The following is a 21560-nucleotide window of genomic DNA, read 5'->3' as shown; positions in this document are numbered from 1 at the left end:
TCAGCTATCTGCAGGCAGCTGAATATAAAAGACCTATACCAATTTTCTTATTCCTGTTTATCTTCACAAAACTGGGGAAAGGAAAAAGATAGCAAGTTTTATAGTATATGTATAGAGAGGAAGAGGAAAAATTGACCGATACCTTCACAGTAAAGATTAATGGAAAAGAAGCAAAAGCTGCCAAAAACCAATCCGTACTTACCCTCTTGTCCGAATCCTCAGTCGAAGTGCCAAATGTATGCTACCACCCGAGTTTAGGTGCCATCGAAACTTGCGATACGTGCATTGTAAAAGTAAACGGTGAGTTTGTGCGTTCCTGTTCAACGGTTATTAAAGAAGGAGATCAGGTGGACACCGAATTAAAAGAAGTGAAAGAAGCACAAGTGATCGCAATGGATAAAATTTTAACCAACCACGAATTGTACTGTACCGTATGCGACTACAACAACGGCGGATGCGAGGTACATAACACAGTTAAAGAAATGAAAATTAATCATCAAAGCACCCCCTTTGGCCAAAAACCCTATCCAGTAGACAATTCCCACCCTTTTTACCGGTATGATCCAGACCAGTGCATCCTATGCGGTCGCTGCGTGGAGGCATGTCAGAATGTTCAGGTTACAGAAACGCTTACCATTGACTGGGAGAGAGAAAAGCCCCGTGTCATTTGGGACAATGATGTGCCCATCAATGAATCCTCCTGTGTTTCCTGCGGCCACTGTTCCACTGTATGCCCGTGTAATGCAATGATGGAAAATGGGATGGAAGGCGAAGCCGGATATATGACCGGCATTGATAAAGAGACACTCCGTCCAATGATTGAAATCACTAAAAATGTGGAAACCGGATACGGATCAATCTTAACCATTTCTGATATGGAGGCCTCCATGAGGGAGGAAAGAATCAAAAAGACCAAAACGGTTTGTACATATTGCGGAGTCGGATGCAGTTTCGACGTATGGACAAAGGGACGGGATATTCTGAAGGTAGAACCTCAGGCTGAAGCCCCTGCCAACGGGATCTCTACATGTGTGAAAGGGAAATTCGGCTGGGATTTCGTAAACAGCGAAGAGCGGCTGACTAAACCGCTGATCAGGGAAGGCGACAGCTTCCGCGAAGCAGAATGGGGAGAGGCACTAAACCTGATCGCAGAAAAATTCACATCCATTAAAAATGATCATGGTCCGGATGCACTAAGCTTTATCAGCTCCTCCAAGTGTACAAATGAAGAGTCCTATTTAATGCAAAAGCTTGGAAGAGGGGTTATTGGAACGAATAACATCGATAATTGCTCAAGATATTGCCAGACCCCTGCAACGATGGGCCTGTTTAGAACAGTCGGGCATGGAGGAGACGCAGGGGGCATCAAAGATATTGAAAGATCTGAGCTTGTGCTAGTTATTGGATCCAATACATCAGAATCCCACCCTGTACTTGCTACACGGGTAAAGCGGTCTCACAAGTTGAACGAGCAGAAATTAATCGTAGCGGACTTAAGGAAGCACGAAATGGCAGAAAGATCGGATTTATTCATAAAACCGAATCCGGGTACAGATATTGTCTGGCTATCAGCGGTTACAAAATACATCGTAGACCATGGCTGGGCTGACAACACATTCCTTGAAGATAAAGTGAACGGTCTGGAGGATTATGTAAAAACGCTGGAGCCTTATACAATGGAGTATGCTTCAGAAGTAACCGGTATTGAAAAAGAAGATTTAATTACAACAGCGACAATGATTCATGAAGCTAAAACAGTTTGTGCTTTATGGGCAATGGGGGTAACGCAGCATCTTGGAGGAAGCGATACAAGTACCGCTATTTCCAATCTCCTTCTCGTTACGGGGAATTACGGAAAGCCAGGTGCAGGAGCCTATCCGCTGCGCGGACATAATAATGTCCAGGGAGCCAGTGACTTCGGAAGCATGCCTGATCGTTTTCCAAGCTATGAAAAGGTAACAGATCCTGCGGTACGTAAAAAATATGCACAAGCCTGGGGAGCGGAAATTCCAGCTGAACCAGGATTGAATAACCATGAAATGATCGCGGCCATTCATGATCAAAAATTAAAAGCTATGTATTTAAAAGGCGAAGATATGGGCGTCGTGGACTCTAATATCAATTATGTGCATGAGGCGTATAACAAGCTGGAATTCTTTGTTGTTCAGGATGTCTTTTTCACCCGCACGGCGCAGTTTGCGGATGTTGTTCTTCCGGCAAGCCCCAGCCTTGAAAAAGAGGGTACATTTACAAATACGGAGCGCAGAATTCAGCGGCTTTATCAAGTACTTGAACCTCTTGGTGATTCTAAGCCGGACTGGCAAATCATCACGGAAATTGCAAACAGGCTTGGAGCAGATTGGAGCTACAGCCATCCAAGTGAAATTATGGCAGAGGCTGCGCAGCTTGCTCCGCTCTTCGCGGGTGTAACCTATGAACGCCTTGAAGGTTACAAAAGTCTTCAGTGGCCTGTTGAGCCTGATGGGAAAGATACTCCGCTGCTGTTCACAGATGGGTTTCCGTTTCCGGATGGAAAAGCGAGACTGGTTCCGGTCGAGTGGACTCAGCCGCTCACCTATGATCCGGAATATGACGTCCATGTAAACAATGGCCGTTTGCTTGAACACTTCCATGAAGGGAATATGACCTATAAATCTAAAGGCATTTCAAGCAAAACACCTAGAACATTCTTAGAGGTATCCGCAGCATTAGCTGAAGAAAAAGGGTTTGGAACAGGCGCGGTTGTCAGACTGGTATCACCATACGGCCATGTTAAGGTACAAGCTCATGTAACGGACCGGGTACGCGGCAAGGAGGTTTATCTTCCGATGAATGACAACGGAGAAGCAGCCATCAATTTCCTGACAAGCAGCCATGCGGATAAGGACACCGATACTCCTGCTTATAAAGAAGTGAAGGCAAGACTAGAGGTACTGAATGCGGATGGAGTCGATCCGCTGCCTAAAGTCAATCACCGAAATGGGAATCCTCAGCCAAGAACCGGGGTAGAAGTTCATAAAAAGTGGGCAAGAAAAGATTATGTTTTCCCTGGAGACGCAGTAAGAAAGGGGCGCAAATCCAATGGCTAATGCAATCAATAAGATTAAAAAACTTGAACTGAGCGAAGAGGAGAAACGGAAAAAGGAATTGATGGAGATGCAGGAAGCTTTAGTCGATAACAAGTCTGCCATTCTTGAATCGCTAAAGTTAATGCGCCACATGGAGGATAAGGGAATTCTACCGCTTCTGAACGGATTGGTCGGACAGGGCGACAAAGTTTTGAACGTCTTCGTAAAGGCAACAGACAAAGAAGAAAACACGAATGCCCTGCGTAATCTTCTGTTAATGGTGGGCATGCTGGGCACAATCAATGTTAAAGAGCTCGAACCAATTCTGCTGAAAATGAACCGCGGGATAGAGAGAGTAGCCGAACAAAAAGATACAGACAAGAAAACCGGCCTGTTCGAACTTCTTAAATCGTTAAGAGACCCTGAAGTCAATCGGGCGATAACGCTCATGCTGACTTTGTTAAAAGGTGTAGGAGAAGAAACCGGGCCCAAAGAAAAAAATACCGGCCAAGAGTCTGATGAACGCGCTGAGATCAAGAACAGGTAGTCTGCGCATGAAAGACAGGCACTCTTAAAGTGTCTGTCTTTTTACAGCTGCGTATTCTGGTAAAATCCTCCCGCCTGCGTATAGAATGGCAGCGCATTTTATATGATATAATGAAATTAGAGAGGGAGTGTCCTTTTGAAAAACTCGAACAGCCAGTTTCACACCGGAGAAAAGGCAATCATAAAAAAAACAAGAGAGACCGTTACAATTGCGAAATCCCAATATGTTAAACATATGAAGAAGTATTCGTATATTGTGAATGAGAAACCAAGTACATTCTTTTTCGAGGAAGAACTTCAGAAACCTGAATAAGGGTGTTTCAAAACAGACAGCTCAGAAGTCGGCTGCCTGTTTTTGTTTTTTAGATGCCATTCTACCTGCCCGGGTTTTAGAGAAGCGCTTTGATTTCATGCTTTTCAAGGTCAAAAAGCATTCGATTATTCCGACGCCTTGATTTTTTCGGCATTGACTCTTCCAGAGAAAAATACGGCGCCACCGCCCATATCCGCAAGCCGGTCAGGCGTTAACGAATTAACGAGATGCTTCGTACCGGGAACGTCCGCCCATAATCCCTGGCTCACTAATACACCCGGAAGCACACTTTGTCCAATCGAAGCAGTGAGCTCACACTCACCCCTGTGATTCCATATACGGACAGAATCACCTTCAGAAATGCCCATTCTTTCTGCATCCTGTTCATTCATGTGAAGACGCGGCTCCTTTTCTAAAGCCATATGCTTAACCGAATGGCTGAACGTTGAGTTCAAGAAGTTATGATTCGGCCCCGGGACAAATAAAAACGGCCAATCACCCTCTGGTACAAGAGGAGTATAGTCTGGCAAAGCTGGAAACCCATCATTCTTCATCTGTTTGGAGTACAGCTCGATTTTTCCGCTCGGTGTTTCAAGTCTGCCGGGAAAAAGCGGTTTTACATCCGCTTTAACAAAATGATGCTGCTCAAGCTGTTCATAGCTGATTCCCTTCAAGCAGGGGTTTTCTGAATGGTCCACTGCCTGCTGAATCAGTTCTTTTTCTGTGATCTGGAATAAAGAAGGATCCATATTAAATGCATCAGCGAGCAGCCGGAAGACCTCAGCGTTAGACTTTGATTCCCCGTACTTATCAATCACCGGATGCTGAATTTGCATATAGTGGTGCCAATAAGAAGTATAGAAATCGGTATTTTCAAAGGATGAGGATGCGGGTAAAACCAAGTCCGCATACTTGGCGGTTTCCGTCATAAACAGCTCGTGCACAACAGTAAACAAATTCTCCCGGGCCAGCCCTTTTCTTACCTTGTTGCTTTCAGGCGCGACAAGTGCCGGATTGCTGTTATAAACAAAAAGAGAGCGAATGGGCGGGTCCAGTTCCAATAAGGCAGATCCAATCTCATTCATGTTAATCGTCCTCGTATTTTTCTTCTCGAGCAAATCCGTTCGGATTAACGCTGCGCTGTTGTGCTGCAAATAACCGGAATTTCCTTTAATCGCACCCCCGCCTTTATGCAGCCATTGGCCCGTTAAAGCGGGAAGACAGGCAATCGTCCGGACATTCATTCCGCCATTATCATGGTGCTGAATGCCATTTCCGATCCGAATAAAGGAAGGTGTTGTTTTTCCATACATTCTAGCAAGTCTTTGAATATCGTCTGCAGGGATACCGGTTATGCGGGCGACGGTAACAGGATCGTATGAGAGCACGTGTTTTTTCAGTTCTTCACTTCCAGCTGTATACTTGGCGAGAAAATCATGGTCTGTTAAATTCTCCTTAAACAGCACATGCATGATAGCCAGAGCCAGTGCGCTGTCCGTCCCGGGCTGAATAGGGATAAACCAATCTGCCATACGGCCGGTCTGATTTTTATGAACATCGATCACCACAATTTTCGCACCCTTTTTGCGTGCTTTTTGCGCCAATGTGATTTGATGCATATTGGTACTTACCGCATTGATTCCCCAGAAAATGATGAGTTTTGAATGAACAGTATTCTCAGGATCAATGCCGAAGCCGCCTCCCATTGTATAGTGATATCCGACAGCACCCGCTGCGGAACATATCGAACGGTTTAAAAGGCTTGCCCCCAGCTTGTGAAAAAAACGGCGGTCTAATGATTCCGAAGATAAAAGCCCCATGTTCCCATAAAAGCTGTAAGGTAGGATGCTCTCGGGACCATTTGCTTCAATGAGACTTGTCCAGCGGGAGTGAATGGTATCAATTGCCTCATTCCAGCTGATTCTCTCAAATCGGCCTTCTCCTTTTTCTCCCGTCCTTTTTATCGGATACATGAGCCGTTTTGGATCGTAAAGCCGCTCTGCCATATGCCTTACCTTATTGCAAATGCTGCCCTGAGTTACTGGGTGATCTCCGTCTCCCGTCACCCTTGCAATTTTCCCGTTCACCTTATGCACAAGAAGTCCGCACTGGTCCGGGCAATCCAATGAACAAACAGATTTAAAAATTCCATCAGGCTGGTGCACATATGATTTCATATTTGGTCCTCCCTGCAGCGTGCTATTCTTTTCATTGTAAAGAATTTGAATATTCTTTACAAATACAACAAAATGCATATATAAAGCAACAATACGAAAATTTCTGCCGTTAAACAATTGATGGCTAAACACAACCCAAAAAAAGGAGATGGAATCATGAATAAAGCAGCATCGCTAATCATGGCCGCAGGCTTAGCTTTTAGCGCAGCAGGCTGTCAGGCCGCTGCATCTTCATCAGAGGCAGATGCAGCATTTAAGCAGAAAGAAAGCATACCAAAAGCTGCTTCAGCAGCAAAAACAGAAAACGAGCCGCCAGCCGCCAATCCGTCAGCCGAAACTCCAGCCGCCTCTCATCCAGCTGGAAAGGGACAGGTATCCTCCAACTCTTCAGATGAAACGGCTAATGGTGTGAAAATAGTCAAGCACACATATAAGGATACGCCAGTAGAGTATGCACAGGTAAGCGGTTTGAGCAGCCGGGAAGCGGAGAAAGCCATTAACGGACAGCTGCTTGCGGAGGCAAAGGAAAACAGCCTGCAGTATCTAAAATTGATGCAGAAAGAAGAGAAGCATAAAGAAGACTGGGAAAAAGATGGGAAACCATATGAATGGACCCCATATGAATTTAAAACCACATACAAGGTATCCTTTAACAAAAATCATTTGCTCAGCATCATCTCCTATGACTACCAGTACGAAGGCGGGGCGCACGGAAGCACCATAGCCAAAACGATGAATTTTAATGTAAAAGATGGATCCGCGTTTAAGCTTCTGGATGTTATTCAAAACAAAAAGGAAGCAGTTAAAAACTACGCGGTGGAAGAGTTAACCGCTCAATCTGAGGAAGAAAATTCAATGATTTTCAAGGATACATTAAAAGACATCGAGATCAGCAATGACAGAGCCTGGACATTTGAGGAGAACGGTTTAACACTTATTTTTCAGCAATATGAGATCGCTGCCTATGCAGGGGGAATGCCGGAAGTGTCTGTACCTCTATCCGTCTATCAATAAGAATGGCTGAAATCCCCTGCTCAGCAGGGGATTATGACTTGCCTGTGGAATAGGAGATAGAGATGAGAGGAGCTGTGAAAAATGAATCACACGAAACCTGTCCACAACCAGATGAACGGAGTATTTGTCCAGCGAATCTGAAAAAATCAGTTCAATGGTACGCTGAGCTGCTTGGACTAAAAATTGATTTAGAAACAGTACGATCCCCTGTATACAATATTCCTGTTGCCGGAACCACGTCTCTGACTTTGGATGATCACAGCTTTGACCCGCACTTCGTACATAATCCAGGCACAAACTCAATCTTCAACTTCTACGCCCCCGATATAGAAGCTGCGCTTACCTTTATTCAGGGGCTTGGAATAGAAAAAGTGAGAGATCTAGAATGGGCTGGAGGAACAGCCTGGTTTCATATAAAGGATCCAGATGGGAATGTAATGATGATTTGTAATTGTTAAAGCGGCTGCGATGCATTGGACGGGTGTCTGTGCAGTCACTGCTCCTGCTCTATTGGCAGAGCGAGACTCCGGAGACGCATGAAAATATACGGAACAATTAATGCTCAGAGCACTGCTCTGAGCATAATTTACATCTTCTTCGGGCGGGATATGGGCAATACCTATACTAAGCCTTATCAGGGCAGGACTTGTGCAAATGAGTGCCGGAGCTTCAGTGCTTTAGCAGAGCCAGCGCCTGGGCAGATAGAGCAGGCCTGTTAATCTTTGAACCGGACTCACCACTTGCCGATACGTCAGCTTTTCAGTTAAAGCTCACTTGCCGGGCAAAAGAATAAGAACATCTCCATTCGCCGCATCAAGGTTCATCTTTGTCTCGTGATACATGCCTTCTGTCCAATTTCTCAGCTGATTGCTGTACCATTCGCTTCTAAAATGACCAGACTGGCCCGGGCTATTGCTGTGATAAGCCTTCGAGAGGTCAGACAAATCAGCCACAAAGCGCCATGGTGCTCCGTGATCGACAGTTCCATCTGCTTTATAGGCTGCTGCCTTTACCGTTACCTGGCTGCCCCCGGCTGGAATCGGCTTTTGACTGTTAAACACCCATTGCAGAACAGGTGAAGCCGATGATAGGGGGTGAGCAAAGTATACGCGGTGATAGTTTCCCCATTTCCATCCGGAGCGTTCATCCCCGTAGCGATCCCTTACATCAGCCATTACTTTTTTCAGCGTATGCTGAAGCACTTGCTCCAAACCGCCTTTATTTTCAATCCATACAGACTTTTCACCATTTAAAGCTTTCCGGAGCAGTTCATCTGTTGCTTGCTGTTTTCCACGGAATAATTCATTCATTTCTTTAGGGATTTTCTCACTGAAAAGGTGCTTGGGCAGTTCCTTCATCCACAGATGAAAAATGAGTGGAGCTGCAAAATCCTTGTTGTCCTCATAATTCCACTCTTCTAAAACAGCGAGAGCTTCTTTTTCTTCAGCAGTCAGGTTCTGCTTTTTTAGGACAGTAAGGAATTCAGGAACGAATTCTGCAGCATAGAGGTTTTTCTGATCCATTTGCAGCTCTTTCATATCCTCTGCAGAAAGCTCATCCTTGCTCGTTAAAAACTCTTCAATTCTTTTATAACGGTAGGGCTGTGCCCATTGATGGCTGATATGGTAAGGATAGCTGTCGTCAATGACCTTATTATTGGCCGTCGCTAAAAATCCTTCATCGGGATTGACACTGCGCGGAAGCTTATCCCATGGGATAAATCCAGTCCATTCATATTCATCCGTCCACCCTGGCACAGGCAGGAGACCGTCCCCTTTTTTCCGGATTGGAATTTTCCCGTTTGCTTTATAAGCGATCGTTCCGTCTTCACTGGCAAACACAAAGTTCTGAGTGGGAACATGAAAGTCTTCCAAAGCCTTTTCAAATTCGCCCCAATCTTTTGAACGGTTCATTTCAAGAACAGCCTGCAGCTCCGTGCTCGGCATTAAAGCCGTCCATTTCATCGCAAGGACGGTATCCTTTTTCTGATCGAGCGAGAATTCAGACATAACCGGACCATGTCTTGTTTCAGTCACTGTATAAAGAATGGTTTCCCCGCCTTTTACAGCGATGGGTTCATCGATAATTTCCGCTTTTTCATAGCTGCCGTTGTAAAGAAATTCCTCGGGATTATCAGGATTCCGCTTCTCGATATATAGATCCTGGACATCCGGGCCTGTATTCGTTACCCCCCAGGCTATCTTTTCGTTATGTCCGAGAATGATTCCCGGAACTCCAGCAAAAATGACGCCGCTCACATTTTGGGAAGGAGAGGTTAAGTGCATTTGATACCAAATGGACGGGGTGGCAAGACCGAGGTGGGGATCATCTGCGAGCAGCGGCTTGCCTGTTGTGGTCTTCTTTCCGCTCACTACCCAGTTGTTGCTCCCGTTAAATTCCCGGGGCAGCACCGCGTGCGCTAGACTTTCTTCTATATTGATCTCCAGATCCTTATAGGCGGCCAGGATCGTTGGAGCGTCTTTAGGATAGCTTGGATAAAGCTCCGTGGCTTCTTCTTTAGTCAGATGCTCGGCTGCCCAGTAACGGAAGGCCTGATCCTCCCAGTGTCCGCCAAGGTCAAAGGCCATATATTTTCCTATTGTCAGAGAGTCAAGCGGTGTCCACTCTTCAGGCTCATATCCTAAAAGAGTAAACTCCAAAGGCAGCTTCCCTTCTTTTTGTGCATCCTTTATATACGTGTTGACTCCATCTGCAAACCACTGCAGCACTTTTAGTGATTCAGCATCATAGGCAGAAAGCGAGGCTTCAGCAGCCCGCCTCAAACCCAGTGTCCTGAAAAATTTGTCCCGGTTCACCGTGGCTTCACCGACGACTTCGCTCAATCGGCCCGAGGCCTGTCTTCTGCTTAAATCCATCTGAAAAAGACGGTCCTGGGCCTGCACATACCCTTGAGTTATATATAAATCCTGATCACTTTCCGCTTTTATATGCGGAACTCCCTGCTCATCACGAGTGACAGACGTTTCTTTTAATAAACCGGGAATTGTAATTTCTCCCGCTACAACTGGCAGGCTTGATTTTGTGTAAACGTTTACAAAAATCCCGGCTGTGATGAGTGTGAAGACTAAAATGAAACTGGTGATAAGTAACGCTTTTTTTCTCGCCGCTCTCTTTCTAAACTCAGGCTGAATTGTTGGTTCCATCCCCTTTTCCCCCTTGATCTATAGGTCTATAGTTCATTTATATAGGAAAAGGGACTGGATAGCACGAATTATTTAACAGAAAAATCAAAAAAATAAGGATTTTGGAGGAAAAGCGACAATCACGTTCAGATTGAGCGGTTGTAAATCACATAAAAGCAGCTGGAATTCATTCTCATGGGCGTGAAACCTAATGCTTTCCTCATGGGGGATGTATGGCGGTGTTTCATCCTGCTCATTTTAGGGCTTGACTGATTTCTCCCAATCTTCCTGAATCATATCATCATTTAAAGCTACTCCCGCTTCATACCCTTCTCCTGCTGCACCTATGAGAGAGGTAAAGGCATTTTTAGCATCACCGATAACTAAAAGGCCTGCTGCTTCGGTTAAGCCGTGGCGAAGGGTTTCATAGCCTCCATTATTCTTTAAGCGGATGCCGAGCTGATCGGGGAGGCGGGCAGACTGGTGCTGGCCGGAGTTCTTTATAAAACCAAACTCACGTTGAATTTCCTCTCCATTCTTCAGAACAACGGATTTTAACATGCCTTTTTCAGACATAAGTCCGGCAATGGCTGTTTCTATTATACGGATACCGTGCTCATCCAGTTCTTTTTTTTGATTGGCAGAAAGATGGTCATCACCATTTGTAAAAACGATTAAATCCTTACTCCAATTCCAAATGACGGATGCAAACTTAACTAAATTTTCCCCCTGTCCAAATACTGCCATAGGTCTGCTTTGAAGCTCATACCCGTCACAGTAAGGACACATAAAAATGGATTTGCCGTAGGCATCGGCAAGTCCTGGAATATCAGGCAGGTCATCCTTCATCCCTGTTGCGATAATAACCTTTCTGCTATATACAGCTAGACCGCTCCTAGTGGAGGCAAGGAACAGTTTTCCCGCTTTTTCAATGGATTCCACACAATCCTGTTCAAAGTGCACATAATCATATTGAGAGATTTGCTCCCTGGCAAGCTGTCTTAGCTTCATCGGTTCGATTCCATCTCTAGTAAGAAATCCATGTGATTGCCTGACGACAGCATTTCTCGGCTTTTCGTCATCAATCAGCAAAACAGACCGCCTGGCCCGTCCAAGAACCAAAGCCGCACTAAGTCCTGAAGGGCCCCCGCCGGCTATTAAAACATCGACTTTTCTGGTTGCCATGTATTCTCCTCCAATCCAAAGCTCTTGCTAGTTTTAATCTTTTCCTTTTTATTTAAAATGAAACATTTACTGGAAATGATGGCAGCTTCCAAGCCCTTTAAACAGCAGGATTTCTTATTGCCATCAAACCGATTGATCCTATAAACTACTTTTAAGATAGTGGATCATGCGGAACTAATCGGTATATGAAATGGAATCAATTGTTTCAGCAGATATTGAAAAGAGGGACGAAGAGTGAATAAAAAACTAGAAGAAACCATCGTAAGAGCATTTTTTACGAAAAGAGTTCAAAGCAGGGTCACATTCGAATTGGCATCAGCAAAAAAACGCCAAGATGCTTTGGACCGGCTTTGCCATTCTTACAGAACCACTCTTCGTGAGGAATTTTTAATAGAAATACCGAAACCAAATTCAGACCCGGCGGATATAGCAAAATTATTGAAGCAGCATGGAGCCGGAGCCTCCTGCTATGTGATTTCCTGGGATGAAGAGATTGATGGCAAGGAGCTGCCGCTATCAACCGCACTTCATAAGGCTGTCGGGATGGGAATGCCTGCGATTGTATCCAGTATTCCCGGGAAGCTTGCTTATTTTGAAGCTGAACAAGAGTCTCTTCCTGCCCCAAGGTTCTTATTGAAGAGGCAGTAGGAACAGATTTTTGGATACGAGGACGTGAGCTAGGTAGGAAGCGGATGAAACGTTGAAAAAGGCAGCTTCGTAAAGACCATTCAGAAGAGTGTTCCTGGCTGCACCTCTCTACCATATGGCGGAACTGTCATGATATCTGAAATTCGACTACGGTAGCTGGTATTGAACCAGTCAGGAGTTAAAAAATTGTGTTAATCACACCTTCTCTTTGTCCAGTCACTTCTCATTGATGAACATACGATATATTGCATAACCGTTAAGATGTAAGAGCTGGTTATGGTTCATGCTTTTATCAGATTGATTTTCAATGACTGGGAGTGGTTAATATATCAGAAGCTAAAAAGCTTTCATATAAAGAATACAATGAGTTACAAAATGGACAAGTTAATCATGCTCCGGCGGATTCTCCGTGCGGTGCCATAAACCTAATCGCCGCTGACTGCTGCAGAAAACAAATCCCGGAAGGTTTCGCAGTAATCGGCCCAGAACGGCTGGCATACAACTTAAACCAGTTAAGAGTACTGAACGAAACTTGTGTAAGAAATGTTTTCGTTGAGGGATGCGGGAACGTTGAAGTAGAATTTAACCAATTGCGTGTGGTGGGCTGTATCCCTTACGTAATCAGTACTGTAATTCAAGGAGACTGCGGAGGGGAAGTAGACTCTTCTTCTTTGAACCAATGTGAGCCATTTTATACGAACCAGGACAATCGAAGCCATATGTGCTGCGAAGGAAAGATTTGTGTAGACAACGTTCTGCTTTGTTCAGCAGATGAAATTGGTGATTACGAAATAAATTGTGAAAATGTGCAGCTCACCGGATTTAATCGCTTTATTACTTCTGTATTTGGCGGATGTGACGTGCTGCAGCAATGTTTTACAAACAACTATTTTGTGGAATTCACTTTTGTCAACCTGCCAGAGGCCGGTACGAGTGTAAAACAAGAGAAGACAAGTCTTTTAATTGATCTGCTTACTGCCATTAAAGAAAAGAATTAATCTTTCAGCGGCAGGATGCTTTACCTTGGATAACATTAGTCTGGAGCCGAAATGGAGAATAAAAAAACAAAAACCCTTTTCTATAAAAGGGTTTTTGTTTATAAGGATGGAGCATAGCGGGCTCGAACCGCTGACCTCTACACTGCCAGTGTAGCGCTCTCCCAGCTGAGCTAATGCCCCGTAATATTTTTATGCTTTAGCGCATAATATAAATCATAACGATTTTTCAGGAAAAGTCAATAACATTTTTAAAAGTTATTTTGAATTAGCTTTGCTTCATAAAGGGGATGCCCACGGAACAATTAGAATAAGGCAAAATGCTAATAGTCCTTTACGAGTGTAAAAAGACCTGATAATTTACATTATATTTACATAAAACCCCTTTATTCGACAGCTTTGAGGACCGATAATAATAGTAGGAAGAAGAGCGGGAGGCTGAAAGGATGAAAGCGGCACAGGCAATTCTCGGATTAGGGCTTGCACTGTTTATGTTTTATGAATTTTTTGGAGAAGAATTGATCACTGCAGCAGGATTTAAGTCGCCATTGCAGGAAGAGGTCCTCGCTGACCATGAAGTAACAAAAGATGAGGCGCTCCTGCTTGTTGTGGATTCTCTTGAGCGCGGGGGAAAAGAAGAAGCGGGTGCTGAGTTTTTGCTGGAGACGGCTGAGGAGTATATTTGCCGTGCCTCTTGGATAGAAGGGGGAAATACTGCCTCCGGCGAACAGGAACTTTCTTATTCGGTAAACAGGACAACCGGTGACGTTAAACTGATTAAGCAATGAAAAGCAGCCGGATCCAAAGGGATGGCTGCTTTTACCATTTAGGCACTTATGCTTTCTTTAACTTCCTGAATTTGCAGCAGATGGCGTTTTTCGTGGTACCCTACAAATTCAATCCACTGCTTTACAGAAAGCTCACCGAGTACTGGATGCTTTAATGCTCTTTTTGTCAGATCAAAATCTTCCTTCAGAAGCTCTGTAAACTGAGTCAAATCACGTCTTGCTTCCTCGAGGGCGGTTATGGTTTCAACACGGTCAATGGGTGCAGACCTTGGAGCCACATAATCTGGAGCAGGTACTTTACGCGACCGATCGGTTACAATCTCGAGCTGCTTTTCCTCAACGACTTTTTCTTCAGCGTCAGGAATGGATTCTTTCAGGTTTTTCAATACGATATTTTCCATTTTTTGAAGATGATCAACCACTTGTCCAATGCTCCATTGATCTGATGCTGGCTTTTCATTGAATTGTTCATCTGTAACCGCATTTAAAGTGTTGAGCAATTCTTCTCGTACTTTCTGCATATGTTCAAACATGGCGGATTCCTCCTCTTTTTCCCCTTCATCATATCAAACCTGAAATAGGAAGTCGCTTTCCGAAACTCACCTAAACTTTTTCTTTAATCCAGACCAATGCCTGCTCACGCAGCTTGAACTTTTGAATTTTTCCTGAGGCTGTCATAGGGTATTCGTTCATAAAAAAACAGTACTCCGGAATTTTATAAAAAGCGATCTTGCCTTGGCAATACGTTCGGATCTCATCTGCAGATAAAGAGGCTCCGCTTCTTAAACGAATACAGGCAGCGGTCCTTTCTCCGTATTTTTTATCAGGAACCCCAATGACCTGTACATCTATAATGTCAGGGTGCTTATATAAAAATTCTTCAATCTCACGCGGGTAAATGTTCTCTCCGCCTCTGATGATCATATCTTTCAGCCTGCCGGTAATTTTGATATAACCTTCCTCATCCATCGTTGCCAGGTCGCCCGTATGAAGCCAGCCCTCTCCATCAATCGCATCATTTGTGGCATCGGGCATGTTATAGTAGCCCTTCATTACCAAATATCCTCTCGTACAAAGTTCTCCTTGCTCAAAAAGCGGCGATTCCTCCCCTGTTACCGGATTAATGATCTTCACTTCTACATGGGGATGGGGCCTGCCGACTGTTTCAACTTTGCGTTCGATTGAATCAGTAACTGTTGTTTGGGTAATCACTGGTGAAGATTCGGTTTGCCCATAGCAGATTGTAATTTCCTTCATGCCCATTTGATCTATCACTTTTTTCATCACTTCGACCGGGCAGGGGGAGCCTTCCATAATCCCGGTCCGGAGGGAGGACAAATCATAGGAAGGAAATGAATCCAGCGAAAGCTCGGAAATAAACATTGTTGGAACTCCCTGCAGGCCGGTGCAGCGTTCCCTTTCCACGGTTTCAAGGACTAAATCCGGACTGAATTCCACAATTGGAACCATCGCCGCTCCCACAGTGACGGCAGCCATTGTACTAAGCACACAACCGAAGCAATGGAAGAAGGGAACCGGTATACAAAGACGATCCTGACTGGTGAGATTCATGGCGCTTGCAACGAGGTATGCATTGTTTACTATATTGTGATGGGTAAGCATGACCCCTTTCGGAAATCCTGTCGTTCCAGAGGTATACTGCATATTAATGACGTCGTGCTGATTAAGATCCTTTTCTCTCATTTCCAGCTCTTCATCAGATACGCCGGCGGCCTGCATTAAAAATTCATTCCATCCGGACATTCCTTCAGGGCCGGGTCCGCTGCCTATGTAAATGACATGTTTAAGCTTAGTGAGTGGATGGCCGGGGGTACTCATTATAGATTGCAGCATATCGGTATAGGAGGTCCCTTTGAAGCCATCAATAAGGAAGAGGGCTTTTGAATCCGATTGCTTCATCAAGTATTCAAGTTCGTGCTCTTGGTAGCTCGTATTCACCGTGACGAGTACAGCACCCATTCTTGCAGTGGCAAATTGCAGGAGGAGCCATTCTGGGACATTTGTTGCCCATACAGCGACGTGATCTCCCTTTTTAATCCCAAGGCCCATAAGAGCTTTTGCAATTTTTGCTGTTTCCCCGTAAAATTCCTGGTAGGTATAGCGGACCTCCTCTTTTGAATACACAATCGCATCACAGTCTTTATACTCTCTAACCGTTTCAGAAAACATTTCTCCGATCGTCAGTTGCTTTAATGGTTTCATAGGACCTCCTTTTATTAAAAGATGACGCTTTCATTATACAATATTAACAGAATATTTTAAAAACTATCTTTCTACAATTCTCGCCCTTTTCAGGATAGGTAATAGGAGGAAGACGACCAGCATGAATAAGCATAAGACCTATTCATATATCGCTCTACTTATTGGAGTGGTTTCGGTATCGGCATCTGCGGTTATGGTTAAATTAACGACTACACCGCCGCCGGTTACGGCATTCTATCGGATGCTGTTTTCGGTTCTGCTTATGCTTCCGTTTTTTTTATTTACTAGAGGAGCAGGTTTGCGTACCATGACAAGAAAAGATTGGCTGTATATTTCACTTGCTGGAGTTTTTCTGGCCTTCCACTTTATTTTGTGGTTTGAGTCCTTGGCGCTGACCTCTGTTGCAAGCTCAGTTGTCCTTGTAACACTGCAGCCGCTGTTTGCTTTTGCAGGAACTTACTTCCTATTTGGGGAAAGGGTTTCGCGGCAAGCGGTTTTGAGTGCTGCTTTGGCAATTGGGGGAAGTGCGATTATAAGCTGGGGGGATTTCCAAATCAGCGGATGGGCGTTGGCCGGTGATATATTGGCTTTGGCCGCCTGCTTTATGGTGACGGCTTATTTGCTAGTTGGCCAGGATGTAAGGAAGCGCCATACACTAATTTTGTATACAACGCTTGTTTATGGAATAAGCGCCGCCGCTTTGCTCGTCTATTGCCTGCTTTTTTCCTACAATCTTAATCCGGGGAATGGGGAAAATCTGTTGATGCTTCTAATGCTTGCAGTGTTTCCGAATTTGCTTGGTCATTCCCTGTTTAATTGGGCCCTGAAGTGGACCAGTACGAATACAATTTCGATGGCTATTCTTTTTGAGCCTGCAGGAGCGATCATCCTGGCTTATTTTATTCTGAATGAAAATATTTTTTGGACTCAGGCAGCCGGGAGTATAGTGATCATCACCGGAATTATTCTTTTTATTGCCGGAGATGTAAGAATAAAAACTTCTCACTCAAGCAATATGGATGAATCAGGAAAGAAATCGGGTATAGAAAAGTAAAGAATTTGATTAATCAGGGGGAAGTCATGTGTTTAAGATCAGAAAAGCAGCCGAGGAAGATATTAAAGCGATTGCGAAAGTTCATGTTGACAGCTGGCGGTCCACTTATAGGGAAATTGTAGACTCTGACTATCTTCGTTCACTTACATATGAAGAAAAAGAGAAACAATGGGCTCAGGCTGATTTAAACCAGCTGATTCTAGCGGAGGACGAAGATGGCCGGATTGTCGGATTTTCGAGCTACGGAAAAGAGCGTTCTGAAAAACACGGGTTTGACAGTGAGATTTACGCAATATATCTTTACGAGGAGGTTCAGCGCAAAGGAATCGGCAGTGCTCTGCTGTTAAACTCAATTGACGATCTCATTCAAATGGGGCATCAGTCAGTGCTGGTGTGGGTGATTAGCGATAATCCGGCAAGGGGTTTCTATGAATCCTATTTTCCTGAATTGATTGCAGAAGAAACATTTTCAATAGGTAAGAAAGAACATGTTGAATATGCTTTTGGCTGGAAAGATATCGAACGCCTTAAATCCATGCTTCTGCAGGGAAAACGCTCATAAAAAAGGGACCTGCTCCGGCAGGGCCCTTTTCAATTGGATAGAATAAAGGGCTTCAGCTGATAGAAGGATTAATTTAACTGCTGATGAAAAAGATTTGCAAGAATCGCAAACAGGAATGCAAGCGGAACATTAAATACTAATGCCCAACCAAAAACGGGACCTTCCTCGTTGCCTAAACGAATGGCCTCTTTATAACTGTATAAAAAATGAAAAATCGATAATATAAAACTTCCAAGCATAAAATAAAAGGTTAAGCTCATCCGAACGTCCCCCCCGCTGATTTTTTCTTCTGCTCTATTAGATTCATTCCTAAGATTAAATAGAACGCAAAAAGTAATTTTAAAAATATTACACTATACATGACAAATTTTTCGGACTATAATCAATTTATTACAAATAGATTACAGGGGGATACTGCGGTGAAAAAATATTTCGCGGCATGTTTTGTTCTGCTTCAGCTTTTTGCAGCGCATACGGCAATGGCTGCAGATAAAGTTGATGCAGGAAGCGAAAGGTTTCAAGCGTATTTAGAGAGAGTGGAGTTGTCCCAGGAGGGTTTGGAGCTGTATCTGGAAGATTATGAAGGCTTAAGCCTTTCTGATTTTGAGAATGCAGAAGAATTGGAAAGCTATTTGGGTGCAAGAATAGATGTTCAAAAAAGTCTCTCTGATATATTGGCAGAGATGGGGCTTACTATAGAAAAAGCGACAAATCTTCTCGTTGAAAACGGAGACTTATTTGAAGAGGAAACGATTACTGATACGTTCCTGTTTGAAAATTTATTGATAGATTCTCTCTATATAGCTGGAGAATTTCCTGTTGAAATTAACGATGAATCATTGCAGGAACTATGGGAAAGCTACTGGTTTGAATCCCGTAAAGAATTTGATGATTATTTAATAGAACAGGATATCCGCATCGAAGATTATGCTTCTATTGAAGAACTTGATGAAGCAATCTATAACTCTATGCCAGAATTTGAAACTGGCTTTGAAGAGGCCTTTAATGAGCTTAGTCTGACTGAGGAAGAGGATGAACGCCTGGGAGCTCATTTTGAGAAATTATACGAAAACAATCCGAACCTCGACATTGAATTAGTAGAGCTTGCTGATCGCATGCTGGCAATAGGCGAATTCGAAAGCGTTGATGAAATAACGGAAGATCAGCTCCGTGAAATGATCTCAATCTATGGGGAAATGATGGACCTGCTTGAATTGCAGGCGAAGTACTATCTTGTAAAAGATGGCATCCAAAAAGAATTGGCTCTGGAAATGATGATGAACCTGGAAGATGTTGACGGGTCGGATCTATTAGTGGAACTATACGATAAAGAGAATCGCCTCATTCTTGATTTGCTGCTGACAGCAGAAATGATTGGATCTGATTTAATAGCTGAAACGGGCCAGGACATAAAAGAAACGGCTCAAACGGTAGCAGACGCCAAAAATAATCCTGCTAAAGCTGGCCCGGCGGTTTCTACAGTTAAAGGCGCTAAAATGCCGGAAACTGCCACTCCTTCAGCTAACTGGCTGATTGCCGGACTTTTAATGGCTGCTGCGGGAATCTTTGCAGTCAGAAAGCTGCGTCCAGCAAACCGATGAAATTAAGGATATTGTTAAAGAAGAAGCGGTGGCTTCTTCTTTTTACTGCCGCAGGTATTTTAATCGCCTCAGGACTGTTTATCTCGGGATCCAATGCGTTTAAACTGGCAAAAGCTTTTTTCTTTTATGAACAGCAAAAAACAGAATACAACATCGTTAGAGCGGAGCCGGCTCAAGCGGAAGAAAAAGAAAAAGTGAAGAATCAGTTATATGAAAAAAGGCCGAAAATTGGCGAAAAAATGGGTGAATTGACGATTCCCAAGCTGCATGCCGTTTTGCCAATCTATCATGGTACCGATGAAGACGAGCTCGAAAAGGGAGTAGGGCATTTTGCGCAATCTGTACTGCCGGGTGAAAAAGATAATACCGTATTATCGGGTCACCGCGATACGGTCTTCAGGGAGCTGGGCAAAGTGGGTGAAGGAGATTTGCTCATTATAGAAACAAGTGCAGGGAAATTCACTTACAAAGTGCGGAGAGTCCGGATTGTTGATGAAGATGATCGGACGGTTATTGTGCCGAAGCCCAGAGCAACGTTAACCGTTTCAACCTGCTATCCTTTCAATTTTATCGGTTCTGCCCCGGAAAGATATGTGCTGATCGCAAATCTTGTAGACAAAGAAAATCCGCGAGCCTTATAGGCTGGCGGATTTTTTATCGGAAGGTTTGATCAGACTGGGTGAATTTTGAACAATGAGCCATACAGATAGACCGCCCAAAATCCAGGAAGGGACCATCCAGGAAGCTGAATATCCGATTGAATACCACATAACTGGAACTCCTTCAGGCGCGAGGGAGCCGAAAAAGAAAACTCCTGAAATGATATGTGAGACTGCCCGAAGAACAGAACCAAACAATGCTGCAGCCATTACGGCAATTAAATTATTCCATTTGCCATTTTTGAGGGAATTGTGCACCCACCCGGCAAAAAGTCCGCTCATTCCTACCAGCATAAACGGCAGGGGATAGTCCAGAATGACCTGGACAGGGTGAACGTAATAGAGTGTGCTCAAAACAGGCTGGAGAATTCCTGTCAGCAAGCCTGTCAAAAGCCCGCCTTTTAATCCCCATCTAAAAGACATTAAAAATACCGGAATCATTCCCAGTGAGAGGGATCCCCCTTGAGGCATCTTGATAAAAAAGCCCGATAAAAGGTCAAGGATTAAAGCTGCAGCGGTTAATACCGCGGCTTCTGTCATAAATAACAATTTTTCATTTCTCATTCTTTTCTCTCCTTATAAGGGCACCGACCAAAAGGAGAATATAAAAAAAGCAATGCGGGGAATGCTCACTTGTTTCCACGCACTGCTTTAATCACTTAATAAACGATCAAGCCACATCCCTACGCAAGCATTATCCAACAGGTTCAAAGGGTCTAGAACAGAACGTTCATTCTCAGCCAAAGGCTCCCCTTGTGGTCGTATACCGAAATATTTAATTATTTTCAATATACACTAAATAAGCCTATTCGACAATACTTTACAAGAACTTTTCATTCTCTTGTTCTTATTAAAATTGAATTTGATAAGATAATGGGGAATAACAAAGGCTGGTTCCAGAACAATTGCTGTAAAAGAGGATGGAATTTAAACAGTTCCTTCGATAAATCTTGAACTGGAATCGGGACAAAAGGAGAATGATCATGGAGCCGTTTACTGAAAAAGTTATCGGGATTATTAAAAGCATTCCTGCAGGAAAGGTTATGACATATGGTCAAATTGCTTATGCTGCCGGAAGTCCGCGCGGGGCAAGACAGGTGGTTAGAATTTTGCATTCGATGAGTAAAAAATACAATCTTCCATGGCACAGGGTTGTTAACTATAAAGGAGAACTATCTATTAAGGATAAAGAAACACTTCAGCATCAAAAAACGGCATTAGTTATAGAAGGAATCCGGATAAGCAGGAACAACATCATTTCGCTTAAAGATTATCAGCATCAAACTTTCACTTAAATCCTGTGAAAAACTATTGTGCTAATCAAGATATAGTGATATATTAATATTCGTCGCTGAAGCAGGCGAAACACTTTTTACTGCTTTTAAAAAAGATGTTGACTCCAAAAGGGCGGCATGTTATATTATTTAAGCCGCTAATTGAAGCGGGGTAAAAAATGATCTTTGAAAACTAAACAAATCGAAGTGCCAACGTTAATTCTAAAGTTTTAAACAAGAGCTAGTCAAACTACTTTTTGGAGAGTTTGATCCTGGCTCAGGACGAACGCTGGCGGCGTGCCTAATACAT

At 43.8% G+C, this 21560-nt stretch carries 20 protein-coding genes, 1 tRNA gene and 1 riboswitch; of the genes, 13 read left to right on the top strand and 8 right to left on the bottom strand.

Going from position 1 to position 21560, the window contains the following annotated elements:
* The first annotated feature begins 107 nt into the window (after positions 1–107).
* The 3 genes from fdhF (at position 108) to ACQCV8_RS00095 (ending at position 3927) form a co-directional block, all read left to right on the top strand.
* On the top strand, positions 108–3089 hold the full coding sequence (gene fdhF / locus ACQCV8_RS00105) for a formate dehydrogenase subunit alpha (RefSeq protein ID WP_426842510.1): 2982 nt from the start codon (positions 108–110) through the stop codon (positions 3087–3089).
* A complete protein-coding gene (locus ACQCV8_RS00100; protein ID WP_426842509.1) occupies positions 3082–3615 on the top strand; it encodes a DUF1641 domain-containing protein in 534 nt (177 codons plus the stop codon). Before fdhF ends, ACQCV8_RS00100 begins: the two co-directional genes overlap by 8 nt.
* A 135-nt stretch (positions 3616–3750) precedes the next feature.
* Complete coding sequence (locus ACQCV8_RS00095; protein WP_426842508.1) at positions 3751–3927, top strand: hypothetical protein; 177 nt, start codon at positions 3751–3753, stop codon at positions 3925–3927.
* A 125-nt stretch (positions 3928–4052) separates the two neighbouring features.
* Here the strand turns inward: ACQCV8_RS00095 and ACQCV8_RS00090 are convergent, their stop codons facing one another.
* Positions 4053–6104 carry a molybdopterin-dependent oxidoreductase gene (locus tag ACQCV8_RS00090; protein ID WP_426842507.1) on the bottom strand — a complete coding sequence of 684 codons (2052 nt, stop codon included), beginning with the start codon at positions 6102–6104 and terminating at the stop codon, positions 4053–4055.
* A 156-nt stretch (positions 6105–6260) separates the two neighbouring features.
* Here ACQCV8_RS00090 and ACQCV8_RS00085 point away from each other — a divergent pair, with 156 nt between their 5' ends.
* Together ACQCV8_RS00085 and ACQCV8_RS00080 are read left to right on the top strand one after the other, a co-directional pair.
* Positions 6261–7118, top strand: coding sequence for a DUF3298 and DUF4163 domain-containing protein (locus ACQCV8_RS00085; protein ID WP_426842506.1), 858 nt, complete (start codon positions 6261–6263; stop codon positions 7116–7118).
* Positions 7119–7180: 62 nt separating this feature from the next.
* Positions 7181–7576, top strand: coding sequence for a VOC family protein (locus ACQCV8_RS00080; RefSeq protein WP_426842505.1), 396 nt, complete (start codon positions 7181–7183; stop codon positions 7574–7576).
* Positions 7577–7888: 312 nt separating this feature from the next.
* On the opposite strand, the gene ACQCV8_RS00075 is transcribed toward ACQCV8_RS00080, so the two are convergent.
* Positions 7889–10282: a penicillin acylase family protein gene (locus ACQCV8_RS00075; RefSeq protein ID WP_426842504.1), complete on the bottom strand. Its 2394-nt coding sequence runs from the start codon at positions 10280–10282 to the stop codon at positions 7889–7891.
* Positions 10283–10519: 237 nt separating this feature from the next.
* Positions 10520–11446: an NAD(P)/FAD-dependent oxidoreductase gene (locus tag ACQCV8_RS00070; RefSeq protein ID WP_426842503.1), complete on the bottom strand. Its 927-nt coding sequence runs from the start codon at positions 11444–11446 to the stop codon at positions 10520–10522.
* A 234-nt stretch (positions 11447–11680) separates the two neighbouring features.
* Here ACQCV8_RS00070 and ACQCV8_RS00065 point away from each other — a divergent pair, with 234 nt between their 5' ends.
* Both ACQCV8_RS00065 and ACQCV8_RS00060 read left to right on the top strand, forming a co-directional pair.
* Positions 11681–12094: a hypothetical protein gene (locus tag ACQCV8_RS00065; RefSeq protein WP_426842502.1), complete on the top strand. Its 414-nt coding sequence runs from the start codon at positions 11681–11683 to the stop codon at positions 12092–12094.
* A gap of 317 nt (positions 12095–12411) precedes the next feature.
* Positions 12412–13092, top strand: a complete 681-nt coding sequence (locus ACQCV8_RS00060; RefSeq protein ID WP_426842501.1) for a hypothetical protein — start codon at positions 12412–12414, stop codon at positions 13090–13092.
* A 107-nt stretch (positions 13093–13199) separates the two neighbouring features.
* Here ACQCV8_RS00060 and ACQCV8_RS00055 read toward each other — a convergent pair.
* Positions 13200–13272: transfer RNA gene (locus ACQCV8_RS00055), tRNA-Ala, on the bottom strand.
* A 263-nt stretch (positions 13273–13535) separates the two neighbouring features.
* Between ACQCV8_RS00055 and ACQCV8_RS00050 the strand changes: the two genes are divergently transcribed.
* On the top strand, positions 13536–13877 hold the full coding sequence (locus tag ACQCV8_RS00050) for a hypothetical protein (RefSeq protein WP_426842500.1): 342 nt from the start codon (positions 13536–13538) through the stop codon (positions 13875–13877).
* A gap of 38 nt (positions 13878–13915) precedes the next feature.
* On the opposite strand, the gene ACQCV8_RS00045 is transcribed toward ACQCV8_RS00050, so the two are convergent.
* Together ACQCV8_RS00045 and ACQCV8_RS00040 are read right to left on the bottom strand one after the other, a co-directional pair.
* Complete coding sequence (locus ACQCV8_RS00045; RefSeq protein ID WP_426842499.1) at positions 13916–14410, bottom strand: DinB family protein; 495 nt, start codon at positions 14408–14410, stop codon at positions 13916–13918.
* 70 nt (positions 14411–14480) lie between these two features.
* On the bottom strand, positions 14481–16100 hold the full coding sequence (locus ACQCV8_RS00040) for an AMP-binding protein (RefSeq protein WP_426842498.1): 1620 nt from the start codon (positions 16098–16100) through the stop codon (positions 14481–14483).
* Positions 16101–16221: 121 nt separating this feature from the next.
* Here ACQCV8_RS00040 and ACQCV8_RS00035 point away from each other — a divergent pair, with 121 nt between their 5' ends.
* Both ACQCV8_RS00035 and ACQCV8_RS00030 read left to right on the top strand, forming a co-directional pair.
* The gene (locus ACQCV8_RS00035; protein ID WP_426842497.1) at positions 16222–17154 is read left to right on the top strand and encodes a DMT family transporter; all 933 of its coding nucleotides are present in this window, start codon (positions 16222–16224) and stop codon (positions 17152–17154) included.
* Between the two features lie 28 nt (positions 17155–17182).
* Positions 17183–17716, top strand: a complete 534-nt coding sequence (locus tag ACQCV8_RS00030) for an N-acetyltransferase family protein (RefSeq protein WP_426842496.1) — start codon at positions 17183–17185, stop codon at positions 17714–17716.
* Between the two features lie 68 nt (positions 17717–17784).
* Here the strand turns inward: ACQCV8_RS00030 and ACQCV8_RS00025 are convergent, their stop codons facing one another.
* A complete protein-coding gene (locus ACQCV8_RS00025) occupies positions 17785–17976 on the bottom strand; it encodes a hypothetical protein (protein WP_426842495.1) in 192 nt (63 codons plus the stop codon).
* A gap of 159 nt (positions 17977–18135) precedes the next feature.
* On the opposite strand from ACQCV8_RS00025, the gene ACQCV8_RS00020 reads away from it, so the two are divergent.
* Both ACQCV8_RS00020 and ACQCV8_RS00015 read left to right on the top strand, forming a co-directional pair.
* Positions 18136–19317: a processed acidic surface protein gene (locus tag ACQCV8_RS00020; protein ID WP_426842494.1), complete on the top strand. Its 1182-nt coding sequence runs from the start codon at positions 18136–18138 to the stop codon at positions 19315–19317.
* Between the two features lie 11 nt (positions 19318–19328).
* On the top strand, positions 19329–19958 hold the full coding sequence (locus tag ACQCV8_RS00015) for a class D sortase (RefSeq protein WP_426842493.1): 630 nt from the start codon (positions 19329–19331) through the stop codon (positions 19956–19958).
* Here the strand turns inward: ACQCV8_RS00015 and thiT are convergent.
* On the bottom strand, positions 19953–20540 hold the full coding sequence (thiT, locus tag ACQCV8_RS00010; protein WP_426842492.1) for an energy-coupled thiamine transporter ThiT: 588 nt from the start codon (positions 20538–20540) through the stop codon (positions 19953–19955). The two genes, ACQCV8_RS00015 and thiT, sit on opposite strands and share 6 nt — an antisense overlap.
* A gap of 99 nt (positions 20541–20639) precedes the next feature.
* Positions 20640–20740: riboswitch (TPP riboswitch) on the bottom strand.
* A gap of 219 nt (positions 20741–20959) precedes the next feature.
* On the opposite strand from thiT, the gene ACQCV8_RS00005 reads away from it, so the two are divergent.
* The gene (locus ACQCV8_RS00005; RefSeq protein WP_426842491.1) at positions 20960–21271 is read left to right on the top strand and encodes an MGMT family protein; all 312 of its coding nucleotides are present in this window, start codon (positions 20960–20962) and stop codon (positions 21269–21271) included.
* Positions 21272–21560 lie beyond the last annotated feature (289 nt).

Source organism: Metabacillus sp. 84 (genome assembly GCF_050107715.1).
Taxonomy (GTDB): Bacteria; Bacillota; Bacilli; order Bacillales; family Bacillaceae; genus Metabacillus_B.
This window is presented reverse-complemented; position numbering and strand designations above follow the sequence as displayed.

Excerpts from the sequence above, each read along its gene's own strand:
- fdhF (WP_426842510.1), top strand. The coding sequence starts at position 108 with ATGTATAGAGAGGAAGAGGAAAAATTGACCGATACCTTCACAGTAAAG.
- ACQCV8_RS00100 (WP_426842509.1), top strand. The coding sequence starts at position 3,082 with ATGGCTAATGCAATCAATAAGATTAAAAAACTTGAACTGAGCGAAGAG.
- ACQCV8_RS00090 (WP_426842507.1), bottom strand. The coding sequence starts at position 6,104 with ATGAAATCATATGTGCACCAGCCTGATGGAATTTTTAAATCTGTTTGT.
- ACQCV8_RS00085 (WP_426842506.1), top strand. The coding sequence starts at position 6,261 with ATGAATAAAGCAGCATCGCTAATCATGGCCGCAGGCTTAGCTTTTAGC.
- ACQCV8_RS00080 (WP_426842505.1), top strand. The coding sequence starts at position 7,181 with ATGAGAGGAGCTGTGAAAAATGAATCACACGAAACCTGTCCACAACCA.
- ACQCV8_RS00075 (WP_426842504.1), bottom strand. The coding sequence starts at position 10,282 with ATGGAACCAACAATTCAGCCTGAGTTTAGAAAGAGAGCGGCGAGAAAA.
- ACQCV8_RS00070 (WP_426842503.1), bottom strand. The coding sequence starts at position 11,446 with ATGGCAACCAGAAAAGTCGATGTTTTAATAGCCGGCGGGGGCCCTTCA.
- ACQCV8_RS00050 (WP_426842500.1), top strand. The coding sequence starts at position 13,536 with ATGAAAGCGGCACAGGCAATTCTCGGATTAGGGCTTGCACTGTTTATG.
- ACQCV8_RS00045 (WP_426842499.1), bottom strand. The coding sequence starts at position 14,410 with ATGTTTGAACATATGCAGAAAGTACGAGAAGAATTGCTCAACACTTTA.
- ACQCV8_RS00040 (WP_426842498.1), bottom strand. The coding sequence starts at position 16,100 with ATGAAACCATTAAAGCAACTGACGATCGGAGAAATGTTTTCTGAAACG.
- ACQCV8_RS00035 (WP_426842497.1), top strand. The coding sequence starts at position 16,222 with ATGAATAAGCATAAGACCTATTCATATATCGCTCTACTTATTGGAGTG.
- ACQCV8_RS00025 (WP_426842495.1), bottom strand. The coding sequence starts at position 17,976 with ATGAGCTTAACCTTTTATTTTATGCTTGGAAGTTTTATATTATCGATT.
- thiT (WP_426842492.1), bottom strand. The coding sequence starts at position 20,540 with ATGAGAAATGAAAAATTGTTATTTATGACAGAAGCCGCGGTATTAACC.
- ACQCV8_RS00005 (WP_426842491.1), top strand. The coding sequence starts at position 20,960 with ATGGAGCCGTTTACTGAAAAAGTTATCGGGATTATTAAAAGCATTCCT.